Raw genomic sequence first — 25,560 nt, 5'->3', positions numbered from 1 at the left:
TCAACCAGAAAGCATGTTCTATGCCGTCTTTCAGGCTGGCAGGCGGCGTGATGCACGCCGAAGCCGTTCCACTGACCACCATCGCGGAGGCGACAGGCACGCCGACCTATGTATATTCGGCGCAGACCCTGCGCCTGTCGGCCCGCCGATTTCGCGATGCGCTCGGCGGTATTCCGCACAAGCACTTGGCCTTTGCCGTCAAGGCCAACCCGAATTGTGCCGTACTGCGTGTCCTGGCTGAGGAGGGCTATGGAGCCGATATAGTCTCCGGGGGTGAGCTTGCCGCAGCCCTGGACGCCGGAATGAATGCACACGATATCGTCTTTTCAGGGACAGGAAAAACGCGGCGTGAGCTTCAGGCCGCCCTCGATGCGGGCGTGGGCCAGTTCAACCTCGAACTGGAAGCCGAGGGGGAGATGCTTGCACAATTGGCCGCAGAACGCGGTTACTGTGCCCCGGCCACTCTTCGCGTCAATCCCGATGTCGATGCCGCGACCCACGCGAAAATCACGACAGGCAGAGCCAGCAGCAAATTTGGCATCCCGATAAATGATGCGCCGACTATCTATGATCGGCTTGCCACGTTACCCGGATTGCAACTGCGCGGCCTGGCTGTCCATATCGGCAGTCAGATTCTGGACCTTGCACCGTTGCAGGCAGCTTACGAGCGGGTAGGTGCGCTGCTTGCGGGCTTGCGCAAGCGCGGCCATGTCCTCACCCATGTCGATCTTGGCGGGGGCCTGGGTGTCGCATACAGAAAGGGGCAGTGCGATGCGGACATTGCCGCTTATGGAGCGATGGTGGCCCACGTCACCAAGGACTGGGATGTATCCCTCACCTTCGAGCCGGGCCGCTTCATTGCAGCCGCAGCCGGGATTCTGCTGACCCGCGTACTGTGGGTCAAGCCGGGACCGGCACATCCTTTCGTGATCGTCGATGCGGCGATGAACGACCTGATGCGTCCTGCGCTTTACGATGCATGGCACGAGTTTTCGGCCGTCCGTCCAAACGGTTCGCAGATGATCGCCGACATCGTCGGCCCTGTCTGCGAAACAGGCGACACTTTCGCCCGAGACCGCCATATCGACCAGCTGTCTCCTGGAGATTTGGCGTTCTTCCACACAGTCGGCGCGTATGGGGCGACGATGGCCTCCACATACAACTGCCGGGCCCTGGCGGCCGAGGTGCTGGTGGACGGCGATCGTTTTGCGGTAGTCGCCGACCGGCTCGATCAGGCAGCATTTGCCCGTCAGCATTTCGCGCCATGGCAGCGATCGGGCTTGAGCAGCGCGAAGATGCGTGAAGAGATGGAAGATTGATCCGCCGTTCCGGTACGATGCCCTTCTTTGGCGAGGCGGCGGCGAGAGATGCTGTGCCGCCCCGGCCTGGGCTAAATCGTTCGGAGGGTTTCGAAATACATCCGGAGCAAATCCCCCTTCCCCGCGCTTCTTCCCATATCCCGAATGTCGGATCCCGGAGCCAAGGCATCATGAGCGTAGTCGCAGCAGTCCTGTACCGAAACGGGCAGCGCGTCCGGGAGATTGCTGTAACCGAAAAAGTGCATTGCCCGGACGATCGATCGGAATTTGTTTGGATCGGCCTCCTTGATCCCACGCCCCAAGATCTGCGTCTTCTGCAGGAGCAGTACGGCCTGCACCCCCTTGCGGTCGAAGATGCGATAAGCGGCAAGCAGATACCCAAGGTCGATGTGTACCGCGATCAGCTTTTCGTCACAGCCCGCACGGCTGAACTTATTGGCGACAAGATACACTACGGCGAGATTTCGATCTTCGTCGGCCATAGCCACATCATCACCGTGCGCCATGGCAACGAGCGCGAATTCTCGAAGCTGCGCGGACAACTGGAGCAGAATCCAGGCATGCTCCAGAAGGGGGCCGATTATGTGCTCCACGCCATTCTCGATCATGTCGTGGACGGCTATCTTCCGATCATAGAGACGATTGAGGAAGACACGTTGTCAATGGAACGGCGCACCATCGACAATTTTCTCGACCGTGAAGAAATCATACGGATATTCAGCCTGCGCCGTGAAATCATCCGATTCCAGCGCGTGCTGGTACCCATGGGCGAAGTGGCGGCCAAGTTCCTTCGCGCTGAACTGCCCTGCATAGACGAAGAGGCCAAACCGTACTTCAGCGACGTAAACGATCACGTGCGGCGGGTTCAGGCCATGGCAGACGGTTTGAAGGAAGTGCTCAATTCCGTCTTCGAATTCAGCAATCTCCTCGAACAGCAACGCACCGGTGCGATTACGCGACAATTGGCCGCATGGGCGGCTATCCTTGCCGTTCCGACTGCGATTGCCGGCATATACGGCATGAACTTTCAGCACATGCCCGAGTTGTCGATGCGCTACGGATATCCCATCGTGCTTGCCGCGATAGCGTTCATCTGCCTCGTACTCTACCTGCGGTTCAGAAAGCTGAGATGGCTGTGAACATAGAACCGGGATGGTCAGGGCAACTTCAAACAGGGCAACAATTCCTACTTCAAAATGCAGCTCGTCAGCGCAGATGGGTTGATCCGCAATGTTTTGAGCGCTTTATGTCGCCTACTGTAGCACGGCGAAGAGCCTGATGAGGCTGGGCTACGCGACTGCTGGAGGCATCCCGCCCGGGCCTCAGCTTTCATGGTGGCGGCGTCATACAATTCATTATAAGCGCGTTTCCCCCAGCAGCCTTCGAGGGGGCATTCGTCAGACACCCGGCGCAGGCGCTTCCAGTTGCAAGGCGATGCGCAGAGGCAGCATCATGCCCTTCGGCATCTTGCCGGGTAATCGTTGGCCTATCGTCTGCGCCTGCAGATCCGTCCGCGCCTGCAGATCCGTCCGCGCCTGCAGATCCGTCCGCGCCTGATCGGTGGAGAGGCCAGCGCATTCGACCCGCTCGATCACGCTCTTGCGATCAACCCAGACCTTGAGCACGACAGGCACCCCGCCGTCCGCTTTCGCAAGCGCGGCTTTCAGGCGCAGCGCCGTCTGACTTTCGGTGCGCAGCAGGGCTTCAATCGATGTTGTTGCCGCTTGTGCATAGCTCAGCCACTCCGCCGGGGCATCCACAGCGGTAACCCCGCGCGCTTCGACGCGCTCGCCGACAAGTAGCGCCAGCCCGAGGCCCGCAATCGCGCGAACAATGGGCTTGCAGTTTCTGCCAAGTTTCATGGGATCAGCGCGGTCCAGTTGCCGTGGTATCGGCCTGCTGCGGCAGCCGTTCGCGCTCCAAGTTGATCGTCTGCACCCGGGCGTCCAAGCCCTTCACCACATCTGGCGTAAGGTCGTTGGCGAAGTTGCCGCCCAGGACGGTTCCCCGATCAAGCAAGAGGCCGCACTTCTTCTGCCCATAGACCTGCGCGATCACCGGCTGGGCCTGTGCTGCGATGATCTCCAAAGCCTTGGCACGGGTGGCGGCGAGTTCGCGGGCATTGTGGTCCGCCTTGAGCTGAAGCGCTTGCCAGCTGGTGGTAAGCGCTTCGCTGCGAGACTTGGTCCGGGCATCGTCGCGCCCATCCTGCAACTCCCCCAGCGGTTTGCGCTGAGCGTCGATCTCTGTCTGGGCAGTGCGGGCCAACTCCGACAGGCGGGTGGAAGCGGCCTTGCCGATAGCTGCATTGGCGAAGATCGCCTCACGCGAGAGCAGGCAAACCCCGGAGACTACCGGCCCGCCGAGGGCCTGGCCGGCGGGTGCCGGCGGAACGGTCGTCTGGCCAGCGGCGGCCGGAGCGAGCACGAGGCCAATCAAAGCCGATGCGGAAAGAACGGAGCGACACATGCGCAAGCCTTTACGAATTGGCCAGTTCAGGAACAGAAGCAGTGTCTTCGGCAGCGCTTTCTGACGCGAAAAGGGCCGCTTGAAGTTCAAGGAGCACCGTGAAACGATCCAAAGACGCCAGATGGAAATGGATCAACGCGAGCCAGCCCTTGCGATGCCATTCGAGCACGACGGCATCCGGCAACGCCGCGAACTTCTCGGCATCGACGATACGGAAGCCGTCAAGACCCATCGTGCGGCCATCAGCGAGCGTCGCATCGGCACGACGGTCGATGAGCAGATCCTGCCCGGCAAGAGCATCGGCGAAAGCGCGGGTGGCGGCGATATCGCTCTGGAAGGCTTTGCAGAATTCCAGTGCCTGTCGTGTCAGATCGGACGGCTCACCGTTCTCGAACAGCGGCGTGCCCGACTGCGCTTCCGATGCGATGCGGTCGGAAGCGGCATCGATCGCCAGAGCGTAGCCCTCTGGATTGACTGTGGCGATGATGCCGAAAGGATAGCGCCGCACGTAGGCAGTAACATAGTTCCCCGCTGACCAGCGCCCGGCTTCGACGAACAGATTGCGCGCCTCCAGGCCCAGGAGGGCGACGGGTTGCGTATCGTCGGCAGCAAAGACCAGCGGATAGCTGCGCGCGGCTGAGACGATCTCGCTGATCAACACTGGAATATGCGAGGCTTCGGCTGCGAAGCTGGCGTCGCCTGCCTCAAGCCGCCAGTCGGCATGCGTTGCGGAAGAGAGCGCGACAGGGTTGCGGTAGAACAGGGGCAGGCGCGCTGCCGGCGTGGAAACTGTCGGGGTAGAAGAAGTCACGTCAGATTGCTCCCGTGGAGTGCAAGGGTGGCGCAAGCCGCCTTTTCAGGGTCACTCGTCGCCAAAGCCGATCAGGCGGCTGGTAATGATCGCAGGGATATCGCGCAGTGGCTGAGGCCGTGCCCGTTCTGCAAGCTGGGCTGCCTGAGCGGCGATGGCGCCCGTGGCTGACGACGCAGCCGTTAGCGCGCCGGTGTTGACCACCGCAACTTGCGGGATGCCGCTGGCGTTACCCTGCACCTGGATATTTGCGGCGTTGAGCACCTGCAACGCGGCAAGATTGATGTTGCCCGAGACACGAATGCCCGCTTCGCCCGCATCGATCGTGCCGAGCGGCGCGATCAGATCGATGTCGCCTGCCGGAACCTCCGGGATCGGGTTGAGTGTACCGATTCCGCCACCTGCTGAAGGTACCTGGGGCGAAAGACGTACATTGCCGAACGGATCATACGTGCGCAATGGCGGGGTATAGAGCACCGTTGTCTTTGCGCCCCGCCCGGCGTTGATGTCGCCTTTTTCCGACCAGGCGAAAATGTCGCCGCCGAACGTCGTCAGAATGCGCGAAAGGCCCAGGAGCAGACTTTTTTCGCTAAACAGGCGGATGTCGCCCTGACCCTGAGTTACCACACCCGCGCTTGCGGGGGGCACTTCGCCTTGCAGGCCCACCACGATCTGGCCGCCTGGTGCCATCATCTCGATATTGCCGCCGAAATTGGAGCGCACGCCCGCGCCACCGAACATCAGGATATCTCCGGGTCGTGCGATCTCCGCCCCGCTGGCGTCGGCATCGGGGAACAGCGCAGCTATCATCTCACGCCCCCGCAAGTAGCTGGCGAAGCGCGGGCTATCGGGGTCATTGTATTCGCGGCCGCCCTCACGCACTTCGGCATAGTAGATTTCGCGCAGGAAGATCCTTTGCTGTTCCGGCGCCAGCGCATCAAACCTGTCCAATGCTTCGGCTCGGGTTCCGCTGAAGCCATAGCGTTCCCCCAGCCAGGCAGCCAGTTCGGCGTCGTAGACTTTGGCAACCTTGCTCGCATTGTTCGGGTGAGCGAGCGGAAACTGCGGATCGGCAAGCCGCGCCGGATCGAGGTAGCGGCTGCGCACTGCGCCCCAGTCCACGCTATTGGCCATGCCCGCTGCCATCGCGATCGAGGCGCCTGGTCGCGCATCGACCGCAACGATCGGACCAATGCTGGTCACCGATGCCACGTCTTCCATCACCAGGTCGCGCCCGGCCATGATTTCCAGTGTGCCCGGCCCTGCGACAGCGAACGAGCTGAACAGAATGTCGCGACCTGCGTGGACCAGCGAGACGTCGGTGTCTCGGGTATGGACGAACAGGTTGCCGGTAGCGGTGTCCAAAACGGACCCAGAGATTTCGGTCGGCAGCTGTCCGGGTTGGCTCAGGCGCGTGCCACTGTCCACGATGTCGCGCCCGGCCTTCATCCAGACCGGTCTTGCGCCTTCATACAGGGTGATGCCTTCCAACCCGAAGGTCAGAATCTCGCCCGTTCGCAGTCCGGCGATGTCCCCCTCGCGCGCATAGAAACGGACCGGCTCCGCAGCGCCGGATGTATTGCCGCTCGTGTTGTATCCGAATCCGAACAGCGGGAACGTGCCGGAAGTCTTCATTGCCGGTCCCATGCCGATGCCTGTATCGTAGTACAGATCACCGATCTGGCCGGCGAAGCTCGTACCAGGGTTGAACGGCGTAACCAGCGAGGACATGTCGGCGCTCGACGGAGTTATCGCCAGACCACGCGCGAAGATCGAGTTGCCCGCTAGCAGTTCGAGCTCACTCTTCGAACCCGGAGCCAGCATAAGCGAATAGGCGTTGCCACCCAGGACGATGTTGCCGCTGCCTGCCACTGCGCGCAGGATGGATGGATAGACGTAACGACCATCGGTGGGCGCAACGTCGCTGGCGCGTAAGGGATTGGGGCTTCCAAACCCTATCTCTGCGGAGGCAGTGAACGGGTTGAGGCTGCCGCCTGCCGCGAAGACGTCCACCGCAGTGCGGTCGGTCCACAGCGAAAACCAGTTGAAGCTGCCTCCGGTGCCGCTGATCGTAGCCGGACCGTCCGTTCGCCCGCTGGCGAGAACGAAGGCTCCGCCGTTACGCTGTTGCACGCGGCCCGCGTCCGTCACGCTGCCCAGCACCAGGTTGGCGCGGGTGTTGAGGCGGACGGTGGCATCCCCCGGGGTCAGAACGATGCCGCCCCCTGCGCTGGCTCCGGTCACGGCAAAGGGGTCGTGGGTGCGGCCGATGGCAGCGCCGAACGTGGGCTCCAGCCAGCCCATGCCACCGGCGTCAACCTGCACCGTGCCGCGCAGGTTGACGATTTTGCCGTTGAGGTCGTGCCGGCGGCTGCCGAAGCCGCTTGCGGAAAGCGCAGGGTTCAGACCGCCGCCAATACGCACGGCAATATCGCCGCCGCCCGTCTGCGTCAGTTCGCCGTCAATCACCCGCCCGGTCGATGCCACCGCCAGAACCAGTCCCTGGCTGCGCGTGGCGGCGTCGTAACCCACTGCACCTTGCGGTTCGATCAGGCCCGCGTCCCCGCCGACCCGCACGTCGATGTTGCCGCCGCCCAGCGTGCCGAAGCCGGTGAAGCCCACAGTGCCATCGATCTCCGACGCGCTGGCGTAAGTGCCGAAGTTGATCCACCATGCAGTGGCAGCACCCGTGCCCTGTGCGCTTGCCTGGCGCCACAGCCAGTTGCCGACATCGCTGCTGGCGAATTGCCTTTCGCCAACGACCTGCGTACCGCCGAGTCTGCGGCCCAGCAGATCACCCGTCAGGTCGCCGCCCACGGTCAGGCTGAGATTGCCGCCCTGATCGGGATACCAGGCACGGTAGAGGCTCTGCTCCGAGCCGTCGACATATTGCTGATGCCCTGGGTTGTCTACGATGGTAGACCCGACGGTGGTCGGGCGCACCACATCGACGCCGCTCGCCCGCGCATCGGCCAGGCTGAGGCTGGAAGTTCCCGCCGTGTAAACACCGTAGAGAGAGCGGACCGCAAGGTCGCGGGCGCTGATCAGGTCGAGGTCGCCGGTGCCAGTGCGCAACACGCTGAGCGTTGCATTCGAGGGCGTGTACTGGAAGCTCAGATCACCGCCGCCATATGTGCAGAAAGCCGGACTGGACGCGCAGAGATCGGCCATGGGAATTCCGAAGAATTCCTCCATGGTGAAAGGGTAGCCGAAGTCCGCCAGCATCTTGTCGCTGAACTCTTGAGGCAGCAGTCCCGCATAGCTGGGATCGCCGATCAGCGAGAGCGCGCCTTCTTCGGTCAGGATCAGCGGCCCCCCGGCCGTGCAGTTGCCCCCGGAACTGCAGAAGTCCGCGAAAGACTGGCCTGCCAGAATTTCGAACGTGACAGGAAAGCCGAACTCCGCAGTAGCTTTCTCTTCGATTTCCGCGCGGGTCAGCCCCGCGTAGGACGGATCGCCGATAAGAGCCAGGGCGCCCTCCTCCGTCATCGTGGGCTCACCTCCCGTCCTGACCGGCCTTCCGGTCATGCCGAAGTGCGTGTCGGCCAGTATCAGGCTGCCATGCGCAGCGTTGGGATTGGTCAGGCGGTTGTCCGCCGCGCCGAGGTCTGCCCCCGCCACAAGCCGGATGTTCCAGCTTTGCGAGCCTTCGGGCAGCATCGGCGCCAGGGCATACGTGAGGCCGCCTTCAGAGCGCAGGTCCACCTTCTCCACGCCCGCACCCAGTTCCAGCCTTGCCCCGGCCGGAATCAACCCACCCATCGGCAGCGTCACCGCTTCGGCGATGCTCACGGTATCGAGCGAGGAACTCGTGACCGTGTCTTCCGGCCGGTGCGGCAGCGGGACGTCCTTGGGCCAGACCATCTGCCCAAGCGGCGTCGCCACCACCAGCACCGTGCCTGCGCCCAGCACCATGCCCGGACGCAGCACGGTGGCATCGATCAGACGCGTGCCGGCCGCATGAGCGATGGTGCCATCAGCGTTGAGGATGTCACCCGAAAGCACGGTGTCTGCCGGCAGCGTCACCGTATCGGCAAGTGCCGCCGAGTTCGGCAAGCGTGTCCCTTGCGCTACGGTCATTCCCTGCAGTGTCACTTCGTAGTTCAGTGTACCGCCGGCGTTGAAGCGCGTGCCTGCGTGCAGCACGATGCCGTCGCGCGGCACCACGATCGGGGTATTGAACAGTTGCTCGCCGGGTAGCAGCACCCAGCCGTCCTTCTCCGGCATATCGTCAGGCGGAGTTATGAAGCCGTCGGTTATCGATCCGAAAACGGTAAGATCGCCGCCCGAACGCAGCACCAGCGATCCGATTTCGCCAGAGCCGGCTATGGCCTCGTTACGCACGAAGGTGGGGTTCACGCCGTCGTAGCGGTATTCCGAAAGGTCGATGTCGCCGCTGACGACGAGGTCGCCCGAACTTGCCACTTCCACGGTTGGCCGCAAGTGGAAGGCGTTGGCATAGGCCGCGTTGTTCAGGCCGGCCAGCTTGCCGCCCATCAACCCGGTATTGTTCAGCGCTGCGTCGATGAAGGCGGTGTTCTCATCGTGCCGCCGGTCCATCCAGGCCTGATCGATACTGTGGTAGGGCCTGCCATCCACGGTGGATTCCGTGCCCGTGTTCAGCTCAGCATCGCCGTAGCTGCGCACCGCGTTGACCGCGATGGACCGCGCGCCCACGATCGATAGCGGGCCGCTCGCGTCGATGGCGACATCGTTCGTTCCCAGACGCGGCGCATTGAGTTCGAGCGTACCGCGCGCCTTGCCGTCGTGCTGGCCCGCTCCCGAGCCAACCGCCGCTGCGGTGCCGTGGCGCAGATCGATCCGCGCCCCCGCCTGCAGGGCCAGCATGCCGCTGCCCGAGGATAGCTCCACCATCGCGCGATTGGGACTGTCGATGATCTTGCCGTAGCTGTCTACGCGCAGCAGCGTGCCGTGCGCATCAAGCTGTGCCGTCCCGGCCAGCGTCAGACCTTGCGCGGCATGAAGGCGGATGCTGCCCACTTGCGCTCCGCTGGCATCGACTTTGCCGGTGACGAGCAATGCGCCACCGTCAAGCGACAGACTGATTGAGCGGGCCTTCAGTTCGTTGCCGATCGTCAGATCGCCCTGCTTGATCTGGAAGGCGCGAGCGCCGAATACCTCGCCCGCATTCAGGCGCGTGTTGAGCGCGGCGAAATCGCCCAGTTTCTGCGCGCGCAAATCCACCATGCCGCCCTGGTAGGGCACGATGGTGCCGCCGGCGTCATACTCGCCGCTGCTGGCGCCAAGGATGCTGCCCTGCAGGTCGATGAGCCCGGCAGTACCGTCCAGCGCGGTCGCCATCAGGCGCCCCGCGTTGTTGAAGCGGGCGGACATGTCTATCACCGAGGCCGCATCCTGCCGGATATTGCCCAAGGTGCTGGTCAACACCACGTCGCCGCCCCAGCTGTAGCGACTGATATCGTCGAACGGCACTTCGCGACCCGCCACGTCGATGCGCGAAGCGCCCGACAGCGTCAGGTCGTTCATCGCGGAAAGCGTCAGCTTGCCCGAGGGCAGCATGATCGCGGTGTCCACCGTCACCGTCCGGCCCGAGATCGCCAGTGTACCGCCAAGATCGGCCGCACCCGCCGCCGCACCGGTGCCGGTCAGGCGAATTGCGCCGCCTGCCTTGATGGTGTTGCTCGCACCCGCTCCCACTGTGACGAGCGGCGCGACGATGTTGAGATCCCCGCCTGAGTACGTGAAACCCTTGCCGGGCACGAACGCGCTTTGTGCCTGATAGACGGCGAACGTCCCGACGTGGTTTGCCGTCACGCGTTCACTGGCCGTCAGGTTGACAGTCGCAAAGCCCAGCGCGAGGCGATCGCGCGCGGTCATCGAAGTGACGGTGTCTGGCCCGAAGCCGAATTCGATCCGCTGTGCGTCCACCATCAGCGATCCGCTGCCGTTTCCCGCGCCGCCCGCCACCACGGACGGCGCTTCCCCGATGCCACCGTTCCAGGATGCATTGCCAGTCGGAACAATCGCCGGGTTCGCAGTGGATTCGACGCCAAGGATGCCGCCGTTCCAGAACAGGTTTCCGGTGCGGATCGTCGCCACGTCCGCAGCTGTGCCATGGCCGTAGATACCACCGCTGGTCATCACCAGATTGGCAAGCCTGGACTTGCCGGTCGCCGCGTCCATCGTATCGAGCGTAACGGTGCCGAAGAAGTTGATGGAATCACGGGCCGTGAGCACCAGCGTCTCCAGCGCCGGCGCGCCAGTGGTGGTGTCGCCTTGCAACAGGCGGTCGAGCACAGTCTGGTTGAGTTCCAGCCCCGCTGGCAGAATGCCTGCGCTGCGGGCCGCAGCCAGGGATTCGTCGGTGCCTACGTTGATGCCGCCCACGGCCAGCGTCAGGTTGCGCGTGCCATAGCGCATGCCGTTACCGAACGTGAACGCCTTGTTGGTGGCGGCCACTATGGTGCCTTCGGAATAGAGCTGCGTCTCTCCCGCACACACCAGCGCGCATGTCCCGATGTCGATCCGACCTGGCCCAAAGCCGTTGCTGCCGTCGCTCGTAGTGCGCATCGTCATGATGCTGTTGCCTACCGCGAAGACGCTGTTTGTGCCGGGTGCGAAGATGAAACCATCGCTGCTGTCCTGACCCGGACGCCCCTTGCCCACCGTGTTGAGAATCGCGCCCTGCTCCACGGTGATCGCGCCGTTCATCAGGCCGCTGACAAGGAAGATGTCCCCTGCCAGAAGCGTCGCACCACTGCGCACGGCGATGTCGCGTGCGGAGGATTTGAAGGCGATCTCGCTGGTACCATTGTTCTGCTCGGCGGTTCCGCCGATCAGCAGGCGACCGGCATGCAGCGCGTTGATATCGCCGTCTTCCAGCGTAATGCCGGTGAACCCCGCAGTCGCCCCTGTGCCCTCGGCAACGACTTCGAGCGAGCCGGTTGCCGGACGCAGCGCCACCTGGCCGCCCCAACCATCCTTGGCGGGAGCGTTGCGCAGGGCTCCTTCGAACGTCAGGCTGGGCCTGTCGGTGCGGTTTACCTCGAAGTTCATCGCCAGTTGCCCAGCGTCCCGCGGCAGGCGAATGCGGGGTGCGGAGCGGCGGGCCGCATCGGCCAGCACGAACGCCTCGTAGTCGGTCTCGTTATAGAGCGAATAGGTGCGCACGACGGAAGCGGGCGTCACGATCACCTGCCGCGCCAGCGCTTCGCGCACTGCGGTTCCGGCAATTCCCAGCCGGCCCATAAGCACATGCGACCCGTTCTTCAGATCGACGGGCGCCGTGGCCGGACTGCGAAGGTCCGCCGCCGCGATTTCTATGCGGAATGCACCTTTCTGCAACGCGTAAGTGGATGGCATCAGCGTGTAGGTGCCTGCCGGCAGGCCCGGTACGGCATCGCTCAACGTGATCTGCTGGCCGATCAGAGGGTCGCCGGCGCCGGCGTCGGGCGCCAGCGGAGCGGGACCAGTGTGTGAAGGCACCAACGCATAGACCTCATTGCCCACCTTGCTGATGGGGAAGCCCGGATTAACCTCTGCCATGGCATGGCGCAGCACGTCCACCGAACCACCGCGTCCGCTGATGAAGCCGGCTCCATTCAGCGTGCCGCCGCCCGACACGTCGATCACGGCGCTGGCGTCGACCGTGATGGCCTGGCCGTTCAACGTGAGCCCCGGGCTGAGGTTCGTGCGTCCCAACTGGCTATCGGCAAGGGATTTGCCATCGTAATCGTAGCGAATGCCGTCGACGGTGCCGCCATAAGGCATCACCAGCCCGTTGCCGCTGATCGACGTGACGCTGCTGTCCAGCAGGTCGATAGTCCGGGTAGGATCCAGGCCGGTCCGGCCGAACTGCACCGTACCCAGTGGTGCACGGACAACGCCGCCCTGCTCGATGGAGCTGGCTTCGAACATCAGGCTGCCGAACACCGATTGTGGGACGGCAGGCAACGCTTCGGTGCTGCGCCCGATGCGGATGGTGTCGGCGGAGAACTGGCCAGCGGCATGGGTTGTGGGATAAATCTGCGCTGCGGTCATCTCCAGCGCATGAGCGACATTAAGGCGCATCGAGCCGTAACCTCCGCCTGCCACGCGGATGTCGCCGATGCTGTTGAGGGCCACGCGCGCAAAGTCTCGCCGATCGTAGGCGAACGTGCCGCCGGGCCGTGGCAGAGTGCCGTTTGCGCCGAAGTTCACTTCATCGCGCAAGTCGATCAGGCTGCCGTTCAACGTCAGGCTGGCTTCGGTCTCGCGCGTGGAGGTGCCACCGATGGAGGCTTCGGCCAATCCGGGGATATTGGTGACGATCGGCGCCGCACCCGCCAGGCGCAGGTATGGTGCGCTGATCGTGATCCGGCTGCCGGCATGTGCGCTTTCGGCCAACGCCAGCGAGCGGGCGTAAAGGTGCACTCCCTGCGCCAGCGAAAGATCGATGTCGCCGGTGAAGCTCACTTGCCCACGGACTGCCAGTCCCAGGCTGCCGAAGCCGCCTTCGGTGATCTGGTCCATGGAGATGGCGCCGTGGCCATAGACGAGGCTGGCGGCAGCCTCCGACGGCGTCATTGCGCCGAACTGATCGATGTCCTTGCGGGTGCTGCTCAGCAGCATTTCACGCGGCGTGGATAGCAACGGGCTGGGCTGGCTGGTGCTGATCAGCGTTGTTCCCAGAGACAGGTCGAGCGTGCCGCCCGCCGCACCCGAGCCCCCCGCCGCGGCCTTCATGTCGCCATGAAGATAGAGCCCAAAAAGCGATCCCAGCGAAATCGTGCCGCCACTGCCGGCTACAGCAACGCCGCGTGCACCACTGATGTCCAGGTTCGCCTGTGACCCCGATGCGTCAAGCAGCGCGCCTTCGCGGATGACGACGAAGTTCGTGCCGCCACCTGCCTTGCCCGTCGCATGATCGATCGCACCGCCGATGGTGATGGTGCCGCCTTGGCCTGCAATACCATAGCGCCGCCCCTGAGCGTCCACTGCCGTGACGCTGCGACCGGCCACGTCGATAAGGGCGTCCTCGCCGATCCAGATCGTTTGTCCGGTGGGCTCGGGCACGCCGGCCGCCCCGCTGAGTTCGTTAACCGAGAAGCCGCTTTGGACGATTTCGATGTCGCCACCCGCGGCCTGCAACGTACCATGCATCGCGATCGAACCCGGGCCGGTCAGCCCGATGCGCCGTCCAGCATCGACGGTTACGCGCGCGCCCTTGCCGATGGTCAGGTTAACATCGTCCACGTCGCCCAACGCGCGCAGAACGCTGCTGTTGCGCAGCGTAAGCGATGCGCCCTGCCGTTGGGTCAGTAGGCCACTCAACGGATTTTCCTGATAGAGCGGCGGCGTCCACAGTTCCAGCGCTGCGGCAGGATCGCCGTTGCTGGCGACCGTTCCCGCGTTGGCGCCGAGCCGGTAGACCGGCATCGCCGCATCGATACTTGTCCCTTCGGCCACTTCAAGCCGCCGATTGCCCACGATTTCGTAGTCGCTGAAACCGGAAGCGAACAGGTCCGCATTCAGCACCGTCGCCGCCTCTTCCGCTGTCGCTACGGGGTCGCCGATGCGGATCGCCCGCGATTGCACGAGCAGCTTGCCGCCGCCCGCCGCGCCGTTCCCGGTGACCGTGCCAGCCAGAGACAGCCTGCCGCTGGTGCTGCCGACCGCTTCCTCGTAGTCGGCCTGGAGGATAACGTTCCCGCCGTGCCCTCCCACGAAACTGCCGTTTTCAAGCAGAGCGCCGCCTGAGGAAACGTCGATCAGCGATCCTTCGCCAAGAACGACGTCCTGTGTCGATTGCAGCGTTATCGATCCGCCATCGGCATCGGCGAGGCCGAAAAGGGGAGTGCCGTCCAAACCGTTGGTCCAGACGCCGCGCAGGTCCAGGATGGCGCCGGCGGCGATGGACACGCCTGCCTTGCCGTCCAGCATCAGGGCCTGTGCTCCGGTTTCCGCCAACTGCGGCGAGAACACGTTGCTTGCCCGGATACTTCCGCTTTTTGCGGTGATGTTTGCGTTGATGTCGATGGTGGGGGCGGTGATATCGAGCGTGCCACCGTTGGCGAGGGTTATGTTGCTTTCGATGGTGACCGCGGCGCGGGTGCCGAGTTCGATACGGCCGAGGGATTGTGCGTTGAGGCGGGCGGCGTCGAGCCATACGGTGCCGATGCGGTCTTCGGCCAGGGCGTCGCTGGTTGCGAGGCCGGCGGTTACGTCGGCGATGTCGCCGATGCGGATGTCGGTGTCGAACAGGTCGGTCCGGCCGAAGGCGTCGTAGCGGCCAACGGCTAGACTGCCTGCGCTGGCGGCGGTGTACTGGCCGGCCTTGTAGCCGTCCGTCAGGCCGTCGGTGCGCGCCTGGATCTGCCGCTCGCCCTGGAAGGCTTCGGCAAGAATGTTGGCTTCCATCAGCGCGGTGGGGGTGGAGAGGATGACCTTGCCGGCATCGCGCCCGACGGAGTAGCCGTCTTCCCAGCGGCTCGATGTGCTGCGCGAGAAGAGCTTGCTAGCATAGGTCTGGGTGTACTGCTCGCCCCAGCGGTCGTGTTTGCGCTGGAAAGCGTTGCCGACGCTGACGAACTTCATCCAGGCAGGCGCATTGCGGATGTCGTACATGCGCCCGTCCGCGCCCAGCAGCAGGCTGGACCGGACGTAGCCTCCGGCATAGTCGAGGCTGCCGCCGGAGATGTCGAGCACGGCGCCCTGCTGCGCCACCACTTCGTTGGCCGCCAGGGTGATGGTGCCGCCCACCGCCGCCCATTCGCCGATGGTATGCGCGGTGTTGCCGATATAGCCGCCCAGTTCGAGCAGGCCGCCACGGGTGTACCAGCGATCGCCTTCGTAGCCGCCGGTGCCGTCGGGCAGCAGGACCAGATCGCGCACGTCGACCCACACGTTGCGGCTTTTGAGCGCAGTACCGGTGGCATCTCGGTTGGCGGGGCTATCGCGCAGTTCGTTGCCCTGCACGTTCACCAGAATCGAATTGGACGCCATGTCGAGCGAGACGCCCATCACGCCCGAGACGTCGATGCTGGCGCCGCTGGCCACGGTGATGCGGCCCTTGCTGGCCTGTACCGCCACCTGGCCGCCGTTAGCCATGGTCTGAGAGCCGCCCTCGAACAGCACGTTGCCACCGGTCACGATCTCGATGCGGCTCTGGTCAACCCGGTCGGCGAGCAGCGAGCGATCGTCGAAGCCGCCGGTGGTGGTGGTGCCGCGCTGGAGGTTGGCCTTGTCGCTTGCGGCGATCAGCGCATCGCGCTGGCCGTCAAGCGCGGTCTCGGTGGAACCGGTCTCGGGGGCGATCAGCGTCAGGCTGTCCTTGCCCAGCGTCACCGAGCCTTCAGCATCGCTGGCCGAGTTCAGCAGGTGGATGGTGCCGCGCTGGTTGACCGAGGTGGTGGCATAGAGCACGCCGTCCTGCCGGATGGTGCGGCCCGCGAGGGTGATGTCGCCCTGCGCCGCCTCGATCTGGCCGGTGTTGGCGACGGTGCCTGCGCGGCTGCCGGCATCGATCAGCCCGCGCACTTCGTTGCCGCGGGTGGTGGAGTAGAGGTTTTCCGCAGTGCCGTAGCCGCGCCGCACGATGAAGTCGTCGCCGGCGGAGAGCAGCGTCTGGCCCCTGGGCGTGGAAATTGAACCTGCATTGGTCACGGTGCTGCCCAGCAGCATCACGAAACCGCCGCCCGCCGTGACCGAGGTGGGCGCATTGGTGGTGATGCGCGCGCCCGCCTCCACCTTCACCGCTCCGCCTGCATCGGTGAAAGCGGCCAGGTAGTTGGACCCTGACAGCGCGGAGTATATCCCCCGGTTGAGGAACTGGTCGTTGGTGATGTTGGCCGCGCCGGCAACGAGGTTGCGCACGTTGACCTGCGCAGTGCCGCCGAAGATCACGCCGTTGCGGTTAAGAATATAGACCGAGCCGGGTGCCTTGATCGAACCCATGATGCGCGTGGGGTCGGCGCTGGCATCGGTGACGCGGTTGAGCGCGACCCAGTCGGCGCCGCCTTGTCTGAAGGTGAGGTCGGTTTCGCGCCCGAGGTTGAAGCTGTCCCAGGTGAGGATGGCCTTCTGCTGGGTCTGGTCGATGGTGACGGCGGTGCGGCCATCGGCGCCGGTGGTCTGCGCCGGGCCGTTGGCGCCCACCCACAGCGAGGGATCGGTGGCGACGCCGTTCGCCACTTGCAGGCCGCCCTGCGCAAGGCCGTTGGCGATGCCGGACTGGGCAGCCTGAGCGGCGGAGCGCGCGGCGTTCTGGGCAGCGCTCATGGTGGCCCGGCTCTGTGCGGCGCGGCGGAAGGCTTCGAGCGCGCGCTGGCTTGCCGAACTGGTCTGCGCGGCGCGGGTTGCCTGTGCAGCGGCGGCATTTGCTGCGGCTGCCGCCGGATCGGCTGTGCCGCCTCGCCCGGAGAACACCCGGCTCTGCGCCAGTGCCCCGCCCGAGACGATCAGCCCCGGGACGATCAGCGAAGTGGCCGAAGCGCCGATGAGCAGGGCATTGCGCAGAGGATTGGGACGTGGTGATGAGGAATGGGGCGAGCGGGTCTTGGTCATCGGATGCACTCCGCAGAAAGCCAGCGGGCGCCCGGTGATGGGGGCGTACCCGCGCTATGTTCGGGAAGAAGGTCGGCAAGGTCGGCAAGGTGACAGGCGGACCCGTCGCAATGGCGTGGCAGGCAGTTCATGGCCGCCCGCCGGGCCGGGGCGCAGGGGGCGCCCGATAAGGCCGCTGGGGCTGCACCGAAGTGCCGAAGGTATTGCCCATGCGCTGGCGCGTGGCAGTCTGGTTGGCAACGCCGGTACGCACGTCGGGCGATGTCGCGTCGATCACCGGAACCTCGATCGTAGAGCGCGCCCTGGCCTGCGCGGTACGAGCAGCCTGTTCCAGCCTGTGCGCCATACAGTCTGCGGAACCGGCGCCGTAGCCGTCCACTTCCACCGATACGCAGCGCGGTGCCCCGGGTGCCGATCCGCCGCGTCGTGTCTGCGGCGGATCGGCGGCGGTGGCTGCCACGTTCACAGGGGCGAGCATGGCAGCCACCGCCAGAAGGGCCGGCATGACCGTCCAACGAATGGTCATGCGCCGGATGATCGTACGCTGGATGGTCGTACACTGGTCAGCCATGTGCCGGATCACCCGGCCCCGTCCGGAGAGAGGAACGAACGAGGCCGGGCTTGTACCCTGCCGCCTCTCTGCATGCGCCGGCCCCGCATGCGCCCGGTGCTGACCGGCCCGGGTGAAACGGGCCTGCGCCTGCAGAGAGGCGGCAAGGAAGAGGAGTGTCCCGGTGAACATGGCAGACCCTCGTGCCGGACGCGCCCGATCAGAACCGCGTCACGAGGTCGACGAACAGACGGTCGACCGAGAGCGGCGCATCGGCGATCTCGTCGGACGATATCCAGCGCCCGCCGACCATCGTGTTGTGGCCGATCGCGTAGTTGCCCGCGACGTACCAGCCCTTCACGTTGGTGCCGCCAAGGCCAAAGTCGCTGTCGGCAAAGGCATCCAGGATCGCATCGCTTTGCAGGCGGCGATAGGCGAACATCAGGTTCCAGCCCCCGCGTTCCATGTCGGCATCGCCATCGGTGTTGAGACTCAGGGCCGAGCCCACCGTCAGTCGGGCCTGCCAGCCGGTGTCGCCGCCCATGTAGGTTCCATCCTGCACGATCGTGCCGTTCGCGTTGTTCGGATCGGGGATGGTCGTCTGCGGTCCCAGGTTGTTGATCGCACGCGATGCTACACGGGCGCGGTTCCACGCCAGGTTCTTCACGAAGTCGCCCTCAAGGCGCATGCCGAACTTGTCTGAGGGGATGAAGTCGATCGCTCCATGGACATTGAGCACGCGGAACTTCGATGCCAGGCCGAAGAACTGGTTCTCGACGCTGGTGGTCGGATTGAGCGGGTCGGGGATCACGTCGCGGATCGGGAACACGGTATTGCCGAACTGCTGGAAGGCAGGTCGGGTCGCATCGGTGGAGCAGGTCACCTCATAGTATTCGCAAGGGGCAGAGACCCGACCCTCGACGTTGTCGTAAGCGAAGTAGGCTCCGGCCAGTCGCACGGCGATCTTGTCGCTGGGGTGGAACTCGACGCCCGCCTGCCCTGCGAACAGGTACTTGTCCTGGCTCTTGTACGCGCCGCGCACGCCCGGATAGCTGTCGTCGCCGTCTTCATCGACGGCAGGCGCATTGCGCGAGCCGAAGTTGAGCGCGGTGTTGAACACCGGGAAGGCGCCTGCCGTCCCGAAGAAGGTCAGCCCCTCGTTCACTTTCGCTCGGCCCGAGACGGCCACGCCGTCAAAGCCCATGTCCGGGTCAAACATCAGGTCGGTGGTGAAGAAGGGGTTGCCGAAGCGGCCCAGCTGGATGTCCACATCCCTCACCGGCGTCAGCTTGATCGCGGCACGATCAAGCCACACCTGATAGCCGCCGCCGCCGAAGGCGCCCAGCGTCTGGTTGGTCGAGACCGGCGTGCGGTCGTTGCCGGTCGCAAGGCGGATGTTGGCGCCGATCCAATCGTCGATCTTCGCCCTCACGCCAAGGCGCGCGCGCAGCTGGGCGCGGTTGCGGTTGGCCAGCGTGTTGAGGAAGGCAGGCGGGATGTAGCCGGGGGTGTTGGGGTTGATGTTCTGCGGATCGCCTTCGTTGATCGCGCCGTAATTGGGGAAGATGTCCGCATTGCCGCGATCGAAGAAGCGGCGCTCGAAGCGGGCGCGCACGTCACCGTAAAGGCTGATGCGGCGGGTCCACTCGGGCGTTTCGCCGGGCTTGGCCCAGCCTTCGGTCTGCGCCTGCGTGGCAAGCTGTGTGCGCACCTGCTCGGTGATCTGGTCGCGCACCACCTGCGGTACGTAAGGGATGGTCTGGACGCCGTCCGCGTCGATACCGCCTGCAAGGGCAGGAGCCGGGGTGGTAACAGGAGCCTGCGCCACAGGAACCGGCACCGTCGCCTTGGCGATCATCCGATCGGCCTGGGCTTGCGTCAGGATTCCTTCGGCCACCAGCTGCTCGACCAGCAACCGGGGATCGATGGCCGTCTGGCTGGCCGCGTCCTGAGCCAGCGCGGGAGAAGCGGACAGGACGGCCACGCAGGCCATCAGCATGGACTTGAGGCGAACAACTTGGGTCATTGCAAATTTTACCCCTGGGAAGTGATCTGCAGGCAGGCGCATCGGGCCGCCGTGGAGGAGGAAGAAGAGGAAGCAGTCCGGGTCGCAGTCTTCGGATGCTTACCCGCCACTTCTGGCATTCAGTTCGATCCGCATAACCGGAAGCCCTGGTGGTGGACGGCGTGCCAGTTGCAGCCCGGCCAGCACCCGGCGCAGCCGTTCGTCACGGCGGCTGTCGCCCGAAGTGCCGATCACCCGCACATCGGTGATCCGCCCTGCCTCATCGACACTGACCGCAAGCCGCGTGGTATAGCGTCCCCGGGCAAGTTCACGGTCGGACTGGGTGGCAAGCCGGATCGCGCTGAGCGCCACTTGCGCATAAGCGCCATAGCCATCGCCGCTGCCACCCGGACGTCCGCCGATGCGGGTGCCCGATCCGTTGCCCACGGCAAGACCGTAGTTGCTGGGCCCTGCACCTTCGCGCGCGGTCATGGCACTGTCGCCCACGGTCGGCTCGGAGGACTGCTGCGCCTGATCGGGCGGCGGGGGGGTGTCCTGCGGCTGTTCCAGCGGCGGCGCATCGGCAGGCTCGGGCGGCTTCTCCTGCGGCTTGGGTGGCGGAGGAGGAGGTGGCGGTGGTGGAGGAAGCACGACTTGCGTGGTCTTCATCTCGTTGGGCCGCTTACTCACCAGCTGCGCGCTCAGCAGCGACCACACCAGGAAGCCCACCAGCGTCAGGCCGCCGGCCAGCGCGATCCAGCCCAGCGGGAGCTTGCCGCCCCCGCCGCGTGGACCAGACCCGCCACCATCAAGGGCGAGGGCAACCATTACGCACCTCCACCGGATGCCGAAGCAGGGGGCCGCGTGCTGGCCATGCCGAGGCTGGGCACGCCCACCTTCGAGCACAAGTCGAGCACCTGCATCACCTTGTCATACTGCGCCGCCCGGTCTCCGCGCAGGATCACCGCAAGGTCCGGCGTGTTGGCGATCGAAGTCCGCAGTTGCCCTTCCAGTTCGCTCATCGAGACGGGGATCGCATCGATCGAGACAGTGCCGTCATCGGCAACCGCGATCACCCGGCTCTTCCGCGCCTCCAGCGGCTTGGCCGAACTTGCACTGGGCAGGTCCACCTTGATCCCCTGCACCGCTGCCGTCGTCAGCAGGATGAAGATGATGAGGAGCACCAGCATCACGTCGATCATCGGCGTGACGTTGATCTCGTTGTACGGCTTGTCCTCGTCGCCGATCTGCATCGCCATGACCTGAACTCCTTCTTTCTATCGGGTTCAGGCTGCGGCCTGCGCGGCGGGAACATCCTGCCACGTTTCCGCGATGCGCTTTTCCAGTTCGTCGGCGAAGATCTGGCCATGCGCCACGATCTTCTTCGAACGCACCAGCAGCGCGTTGTACGCGAACATCGAGGGGATCGCGACGACCAGGCCGGCCACCGTCGCCAGCAGCGCGGCGGCAATGCCCGGCGCGATTGCGTTGATGTTGACTTCACCTGCAGCCGCCACGGCCGCGAAGGTGATCATCACGCCCAGCACGGTGCCCGCCAGACCGATGAACGGACCGCCCGAGATCGAGTTGGTGAGCAGGCCCATGCGCTCCTGCAGCTTCTGGTTGTCCATCACTTGCTGCGCATCCAGCGCCGAGCGGATCGCCGCTATCGACTGCGCGCGGATCGCAAAGCGGCTCCCGGTGGAACGGCCTTCCTTCAGGCGCTCGCCCAGTTCGCGGCGGCCAAGCTGGTACAGGCCCGCCAGCGTCGAGCCTTCCGAACCCGGTCCCGGATCGAACGCCGGCAATCCGTCATGATCGCTCGAACGCTTCGCCTGCGCCCGGTAGCCATCGAGAAACAGCGCATTTGCCTTCTCGATCCGGCCGAACAGCATATGCTTGGCAATCATCGTCCATACCGCAAGACACAGCATCACGCCCAGGATCGCGATGACGATCCACGCATCCACCGTCAGCGCCCCGAACAGGATGCGGAAGTAGCCATGCCCGCCGCCGGTCTCCACCTGCTCCGCCGTGTCCGCCAGCACCAGCTTCGCCGACTGGCCCTCGCTTGCCGTCGCCAGCTGGAACATCGCCTGCGGCAACGCGGCGCCCGCCACGCGCAGTTCGTCGATCGTGCCTGACAGACCCTGCCCGAACACCGCATCGCCGTTCACGGCATTGAGCGCGCCTGCGACTTCCCCTGCTCCCTGGCCATTGACGTAGAGCTTGCTCACCTTGCCGTCGTTGACCAGCGCCACATGCGCCCAGGTCCCCGCCGCCAGCGGCGCACCGGCAGAACGCCTGCCGCCCTGATCGATGAAAAACTGCCCGCCTTCACTCACCAGGCTCACCGCACCCGGCAGCGCGAACAACGTCCCGTCCGATGCAGGCTTGACCCACAGACTTACCGAGAGCGGACCCGATACGAAGAGCGAAGCCGGAACCGTCAACGCAGTCGCGCCATCTAGCGTCAGGCTCGCACCGATCAGGCCATTGTCCTCGCGCTGGTTAGCGCCGCCTGCGGCAACTGCATTGGCGGTGACGTCCTTGATCTGGCCCTCCCCGCCAAAGTGGTAGACCGCGCGGTATTCGGGCGCGAAGCTGCCCGCCACGTCCTGACCCGGTTTGGCGTCCTTGTGGCCGTAGTAGGCATAGATCGCGCTTGCCTGCCCCGGCGCCAGACCCTGCACGTCCACCCACACCAGCGCCTGCTGGCCTGCCGCGTCCCACTTCTCGATATGGAACTTGAGCGGAGTGCGATCGTCTCCGGCCACGAAGCGCAGGTCCGAACCGTCCCGCTTTACATCGGCGAAGTTGAAGTTGCCCTGATGCAGCCGTACCAGCACCGGCGCACGCGCCACTTCGCCGGTCACGCCCGCAGCCTGTGTGTTGAGGTTCAGCTTCGTGCGGTACGCAAAGTCCGCCTCCCACCAGGCATGGGCGGGCGTGGCCGCGGTCATCGCGCCCAGCGCAATCGCACCGGCAAGCGCACCCATCTTCAAGAACGTCGTCATCAAAATTCCCCCAGAATGCGGAAGCGTACGAAGATGTCCCCCGACCGGCTGTCGGAGTTGGAGATAAGCGGCGTACCCACATCGAGCGCGCCATTGAGATAGCGAAGCACGCGCACCCGCCCGCCCAGCCCCACGCTCACCGCGCGGAAGCTGTCGGCCTGACCCGGCAGCGCCTGATGGATTCCAGCAAGTCCGCCATCGGCAAAGGCGTGGAGCCGCAGCTCTTCCAGCGGTCCGAGATGTTCAGCAAAGTCTGGCGTACGCACCTCGATCTGCGCCGCCACGCCCCAGTCGCCCAGCGCCGCGCTCTCGAAGTAACCGCGCACGCTCTGCATGCCGCCAAGGCTGAACTGCTCATTGCTGATCAGCGGCCCGCCCGACCACTGGCCACTGACATGGCCGTAGACCTGAAAGGTCCCCAGCACGTCCTGCGTGTGATTGGCGTCGCCCTTCAGCACCAGGAAGCTGGGTCGCGCCATGTAGCGCTTGGCATCGAAGCGTTCCCACCCGTCGCCGATCCCGCGGAGGCCCATCGTCGCCGACAGAGTCAGATCGGTATTGCGTCGGTCCCCCGTCCAGTCGCCACGCCACGACGCCGTGACCGGGAAGTATTCGATCGGCGCCGAGGCACGGTCCGAACCCAGCAGCACGTCTTCCTTGAAGTGCTTCCAGTCGAAGCCCACCGTCAGCGAGTGATAGAACCCCTCGGCGCTGCCCAGCGATCGGATCAGGCGAACGCCTGCCATATCGCCCTTGCCGATCACGCTGGTGCCGCCGATGACGGCGATGTCGCTGTCCGAATGCACCCCGTAAAGCAGCAGCTGCGTGCCTTGCCCCAGACGCATCAGGTAATTGGCCGAGAACACCAGCGCATCGTCCGTGCGGCGCGGCGCCGTCTGCGCTGAAAGGCTCAGGGAATCGCCCCGACCCCACATGTCGTCATGGCGCACTGTCGCCGACGCCCGCAGGTCGCTCGTCGCCGCAGAGGAGAAGTTGTTCAGTTCCGCAGAGACATGCAGCGGCGATGTCTCCTCCACCTTGAGCACCACGTCCAGCGTGCCCGGCGCCACCCCGGCCTTCAGCTCGGGCGTCACCTTGCGGCTCGCCTTGCCGTTCATCGCCACCACGTCACGCTGAAATGCCGCAAGGTTTGGCGTCGCCCCCGGCGTCAGCGAAGGCGCCTGCGCCTTCACCCTGTCCGCATGACGCACATCGCCCTCGACCACCACCTGACCGATCGCCTGAGGCTGAACCTCCAGCATCAGCACGCCGCCGTCCACCGCCTGCTCGGGGATCACCACCGAAACCGCGACATACCCCGCATCCTCGAACGCCTTCTGCAACGCAGACCGCGCACTCTCGACATCCGCCTCGCTGCGACCCGGACCCATGAAAGGGTACACCGCACGCTCAACCAGATCAGCCGACAAAAGCTTGTTGCCACGCACCTTGAAAACATGGATCGCAAACGATGCAGACGCCGTACCCGACGACGACACCTCCTGACCATTTGCAGGGCAAGATACCGCAATCACGAGCGCAATCGCGATATGGCTGACATGCGCCAATTTCAACCGACCCAACACTACCCCCTAAAGCCAATCTGCCGCACGCACCGCCTCGATCCCCGAAGCGGATGCCTCGAAGCCGGAGCGTCAGAAATGTGATGATGGGGCCGATTCTGCTTCCGACCCGAACGACTCTGTATCAATCCAAGAATCCGGACCCCATCGCCGGACTGTCAAAACTTGCCCTTTCCATAAGGACAAACGGCAAGGCCTTTGGCGAAATGCCGATCGAAATTTTTTCAGGACGCAGTGTTGCTGCTGCCGAATGACCTTCAAGTCAGAAGGACAAGACCGCCAGGAAGGTGCGTTACACTCGTACCGTACACCGATTTGAGCTGATCGAAGATCTGATCGACGTTACGCATATGGAAGGTTCCATCAATGCGCCGACCGGCAAGGGAAGGATTGGCGATCACGATCCGGCCATCGCGATACCTGCCGATTTCATCAATCACTTCGTCGACGCGGGCACGGCGGAAAACCAGCGTACCGTTGCGCCATGCCGTGACCATCTCAAGATCGACGCTGGCGATCTCTCCGAAGCCGCGATCGTCATAGCGCAACTGTTGCCCCGGCAGCACGCCACGTTCGACCCCGCCGATCTGGACGGCGACCGCGCCCGCAAGACATGTGACCGAAACGCTGTCATCCCGGCATCGCAAGGCGATGCGTCCACCGTTCGAGACAGTGCGCCCCGCCCCGGCAAGCACCACCGCCGGCGCTCTGCCCCGGTGGGGCACTGTCAGCATCACTTCGCCGCCAAACAATTCCACAGAGCGTTCACCCAGATCGGGGCGGCGCGACAGCCGGGTATCGGTATTCAACTCGATCCGGGCGCCATCCCCAAGCTGGACGACTTTCTGCTCCCCTTTGCGGGTCACGAACTGGGCCGACTGTTCACCGCCCCACAGTCCGAGCGACTGCCCTCCGAAAAGCACGCCAATGCCCGCCGCCGAAGCCGCCATCGCGCCTTGCAGCAGTTGCCTGCGCGGCATGGCTGCGGGCGCTGCGAGCGTTCTCTCCAGAAATCCACCGGTCGGCTGCACTTCATCCGCGCGCATCCGTTCACCAGCGATCCGGATCGCGCGGTACAGGCGCGAGGCTTCGCGAAACGCAGCTTCATGCGCAGCGCTGCGCGCGCGCCATTCCTCCAGCGCCTTCGCATCGCCGCGCGTGGCTGCACCCGACGCAACGAGCATCACCCACGCATCAGCCTCTCGGCTGAGCGCGTCGTCCGCTTTCAATTGCGTGGTTCGCTCGGTCAAATCCCTTACCTTCGCCCCGATCGGAAAAGCT

14 protein-coding genes are annotated in these 25,560 nt (G+C 64.7%); 3 read left to right on the top strand and 11 right to left on the bottom strand.

Annotated features, from left to right (window positions below; genetic code table 11):
* Window positions 1-20 precede the first annotated feature (20 nt).
* Window positions 21-1,319 carry a diaminopimelate decarboxylase gene (gene lysA / locus GGR40_RS10310; RefSeq protein ID WP_429276150.1) on the top strand — a complete coding sequence of 433 codons (1,299 nt, stop codon included), beginning with the start codon at window positions 21-23 and terminating at the stop codon, window positions 1,317-1,319.
* Window positions 1,320-1,489: 170 nt separating this feature from the next.
* The gene (gene corA, locus GGR40_RS10305) at window positions 1,490-2,458 is read left to right on the top strand and encodes a magnesium/cobalt transporter CorA (protein ID WP_429276149.1); all 969 of its coding nucleotides are present in this window, start codon (window positions 1,490-1,492) and stop codon (window positions 2,456-2,458) included.
* Window positions 2,459-2,716: 258 nt separating this feature from the next.
* Here corA and GGR40_RS10300 read toward each other — a convergent pair whose 3' ends face one another.
* The 10 genes from GGR40_RS10300 to GGR40_RS10255 form a co-directional block, all read right to left on the bottom strand.
* Window positions 2,717-3,079: a hypothetical protein gene (locus tag GGR40_RS10300; RefSeq protein WP_429276148.1), complete on the bottom strand. Its 363-nt coding sequence runs from the start codon at window positions 3,077-3,079 to the stop codon at window positions 2,717-2,719.
* Between the two features lie 106 nt (window positions 3,080-3,185).
* Window positions 3,186-3,788, bottom strand: a complete 603-nt coding sequence (locus GGR40_RS10295; RefSeq protein ID WP_429276147.1) for an OmpH family outer membrane protein — start codon at window positions 3,786-3,788, stop codon at window positions 3,186-3,188.
* 10 nt (window positions 3,789-3,798) lie between these two features.
* On the bottom strand, window positions 3,799-4,599 hold the full coding sequence (locus tag GGR40_RS10290) for a SapC family protein (protein ID WP_429276146.1): 801 nt from the start codon (window positions 4,597-4,599) through the stop codon (window positions 3,799-3,801).
* A gap of 51 nt (window positions 4,600-4,650) precedes the next feature.
* Window positions 4,651-17,124, bottom strand: a complete 12,474-nt coding sequence (locus GGR40_RS10285) for a filamentous haemagglutinin family protein (RefSeq protein WP_429276145.1) — start codon at window positions 17,122-17,124, stop codon at window positions 4,651-4,653.
* Window positions 17,125-17,251: 127 nt separating this feature from the next.
* A complete protein-coding gene (locus tag GGR40_RS10280; protein WP_429276144.1) occupies window positions 17,252-17,695 on the bottom strand; it encodes a hypothetical protein in 444 nt (147 codons plus the stop codon).
* 199 nt (window positions 17,696-17,894) lie between these two features.
* On the bottom strand, window positions 17,895-19,700 hold the full coding sequence (locus tag GGR40_RS10275; protein ID WP_429276143.1) for a putative porin: 1,806 nt from the start codon (window positions 19,698-19,700) through the stop codon (window positions 17,895-17,897).
* A 99-nt stretch (window positions 19,701-19,799) separates the two neighbouring features.
* The gene (locus GGR40_RS10270; protein WP_429276142.1) at window positions 19,800-20,507 is read right to left on the bottom strand and encodes an energy transducer TonB; all 708 of its coding nucleotides are present in this window, start codon (window positions 20,505-20,507) and stop codon (window positions 19,800-19,802) included.
* The gene (locus GGR40_RS10265) at window positions 20,507-20,938 is read right to left on the bottom strand and encodes an ExbD/TolR family protein (protein WP_429276141.1); all 432 of its coding nucleotides are present in this window, start codon (window positions 20,936-20,938) and stop codon (window positions 20,507-20,509) included. The genes GGR40_RS10270 and GGR40_RS10265 overlap by 1 nt, the downstream gene beginning before the upstream one ends.
* A gap of 27 nt (window positions 20,939-20,965) precedes the next feature.
* Window positions 20,966-22,696, bottom strand: coding sequence for a DUF2341 domain-containing protein (locus GGR40_RS10260; RefSeq protein ID WP_429276140.1), 1,731 nt, complete (start codon window positions 22,694-22,696; stop codon window positions 20,966-20,968).
* Window positions 22,696-24,195: a ShlB/FhaC/HecB family hemolysin secretion/activation protein gene (locus tag GGR40_RS10255; protein ID WP_429276139.1), complete on the bottom strand. Its 1,500-nt coding sequence runs from the start codon at window positions 24,193-24,195 to the stop codon at window positions 22,696-22,698. The genes GGR40_RS10260 and GGR40_RS10255 overlap by 1 nt, the downstream gene beginning before the upstream one ends.
* A 167-nt stretch (window positions 24,196-24,362) precedes the next feature.
* On the opposite strand from GGR40_RS10255, the gene GGR40_RS10250 reads away from it, so the two are divergent.
* On the top strand, window positions 24,363-24,533 hold the full coding sequence (locus GGR40_RS10250) for a hypothetical protein (RefSeq protein WP_429276138.1): 171 nt from the start codon (window positions 24,363-24,365) through the stop codon (window positions 24,531-24,533).
* Window positions 24,534-24,536: 3 nt separating this feature from the next.
* Here GGR40_RS10250 and GGR40_RS10245 read toward each other — a convergent pair whose 3' ends face one another.
* Window positions 24,537-25,529 carry a FecR family protein gene (locus GGR40_RS10245; protein WP_429276137.1) on the bottom strand — a complete coding sequence of 331 codons (993 nt, stop codon included), beginning with the start codon at window positions 25,527-25,529 and terminating at the stop codon, window positions 24,537-24,539.
* Window positions 25,530-25,560: the final 31 nt, after the last annotated feature.

The sequence above is a fragment of the Novosphingobium gossypii genome, from assembly GCF_050433305.1.
GTDB classification, from domain to species: Bacteria; Pseudomonadota; Alphaproteobacteria; order Sphingomonadales; family Sphingomonadaceae; genus Novosphingobium; species Novosphingobium gossypii.
Note: the sequence above shows the minus strand (reverse complement) of the source record. Positions and strands in the feature narration are given on the sequence as shown.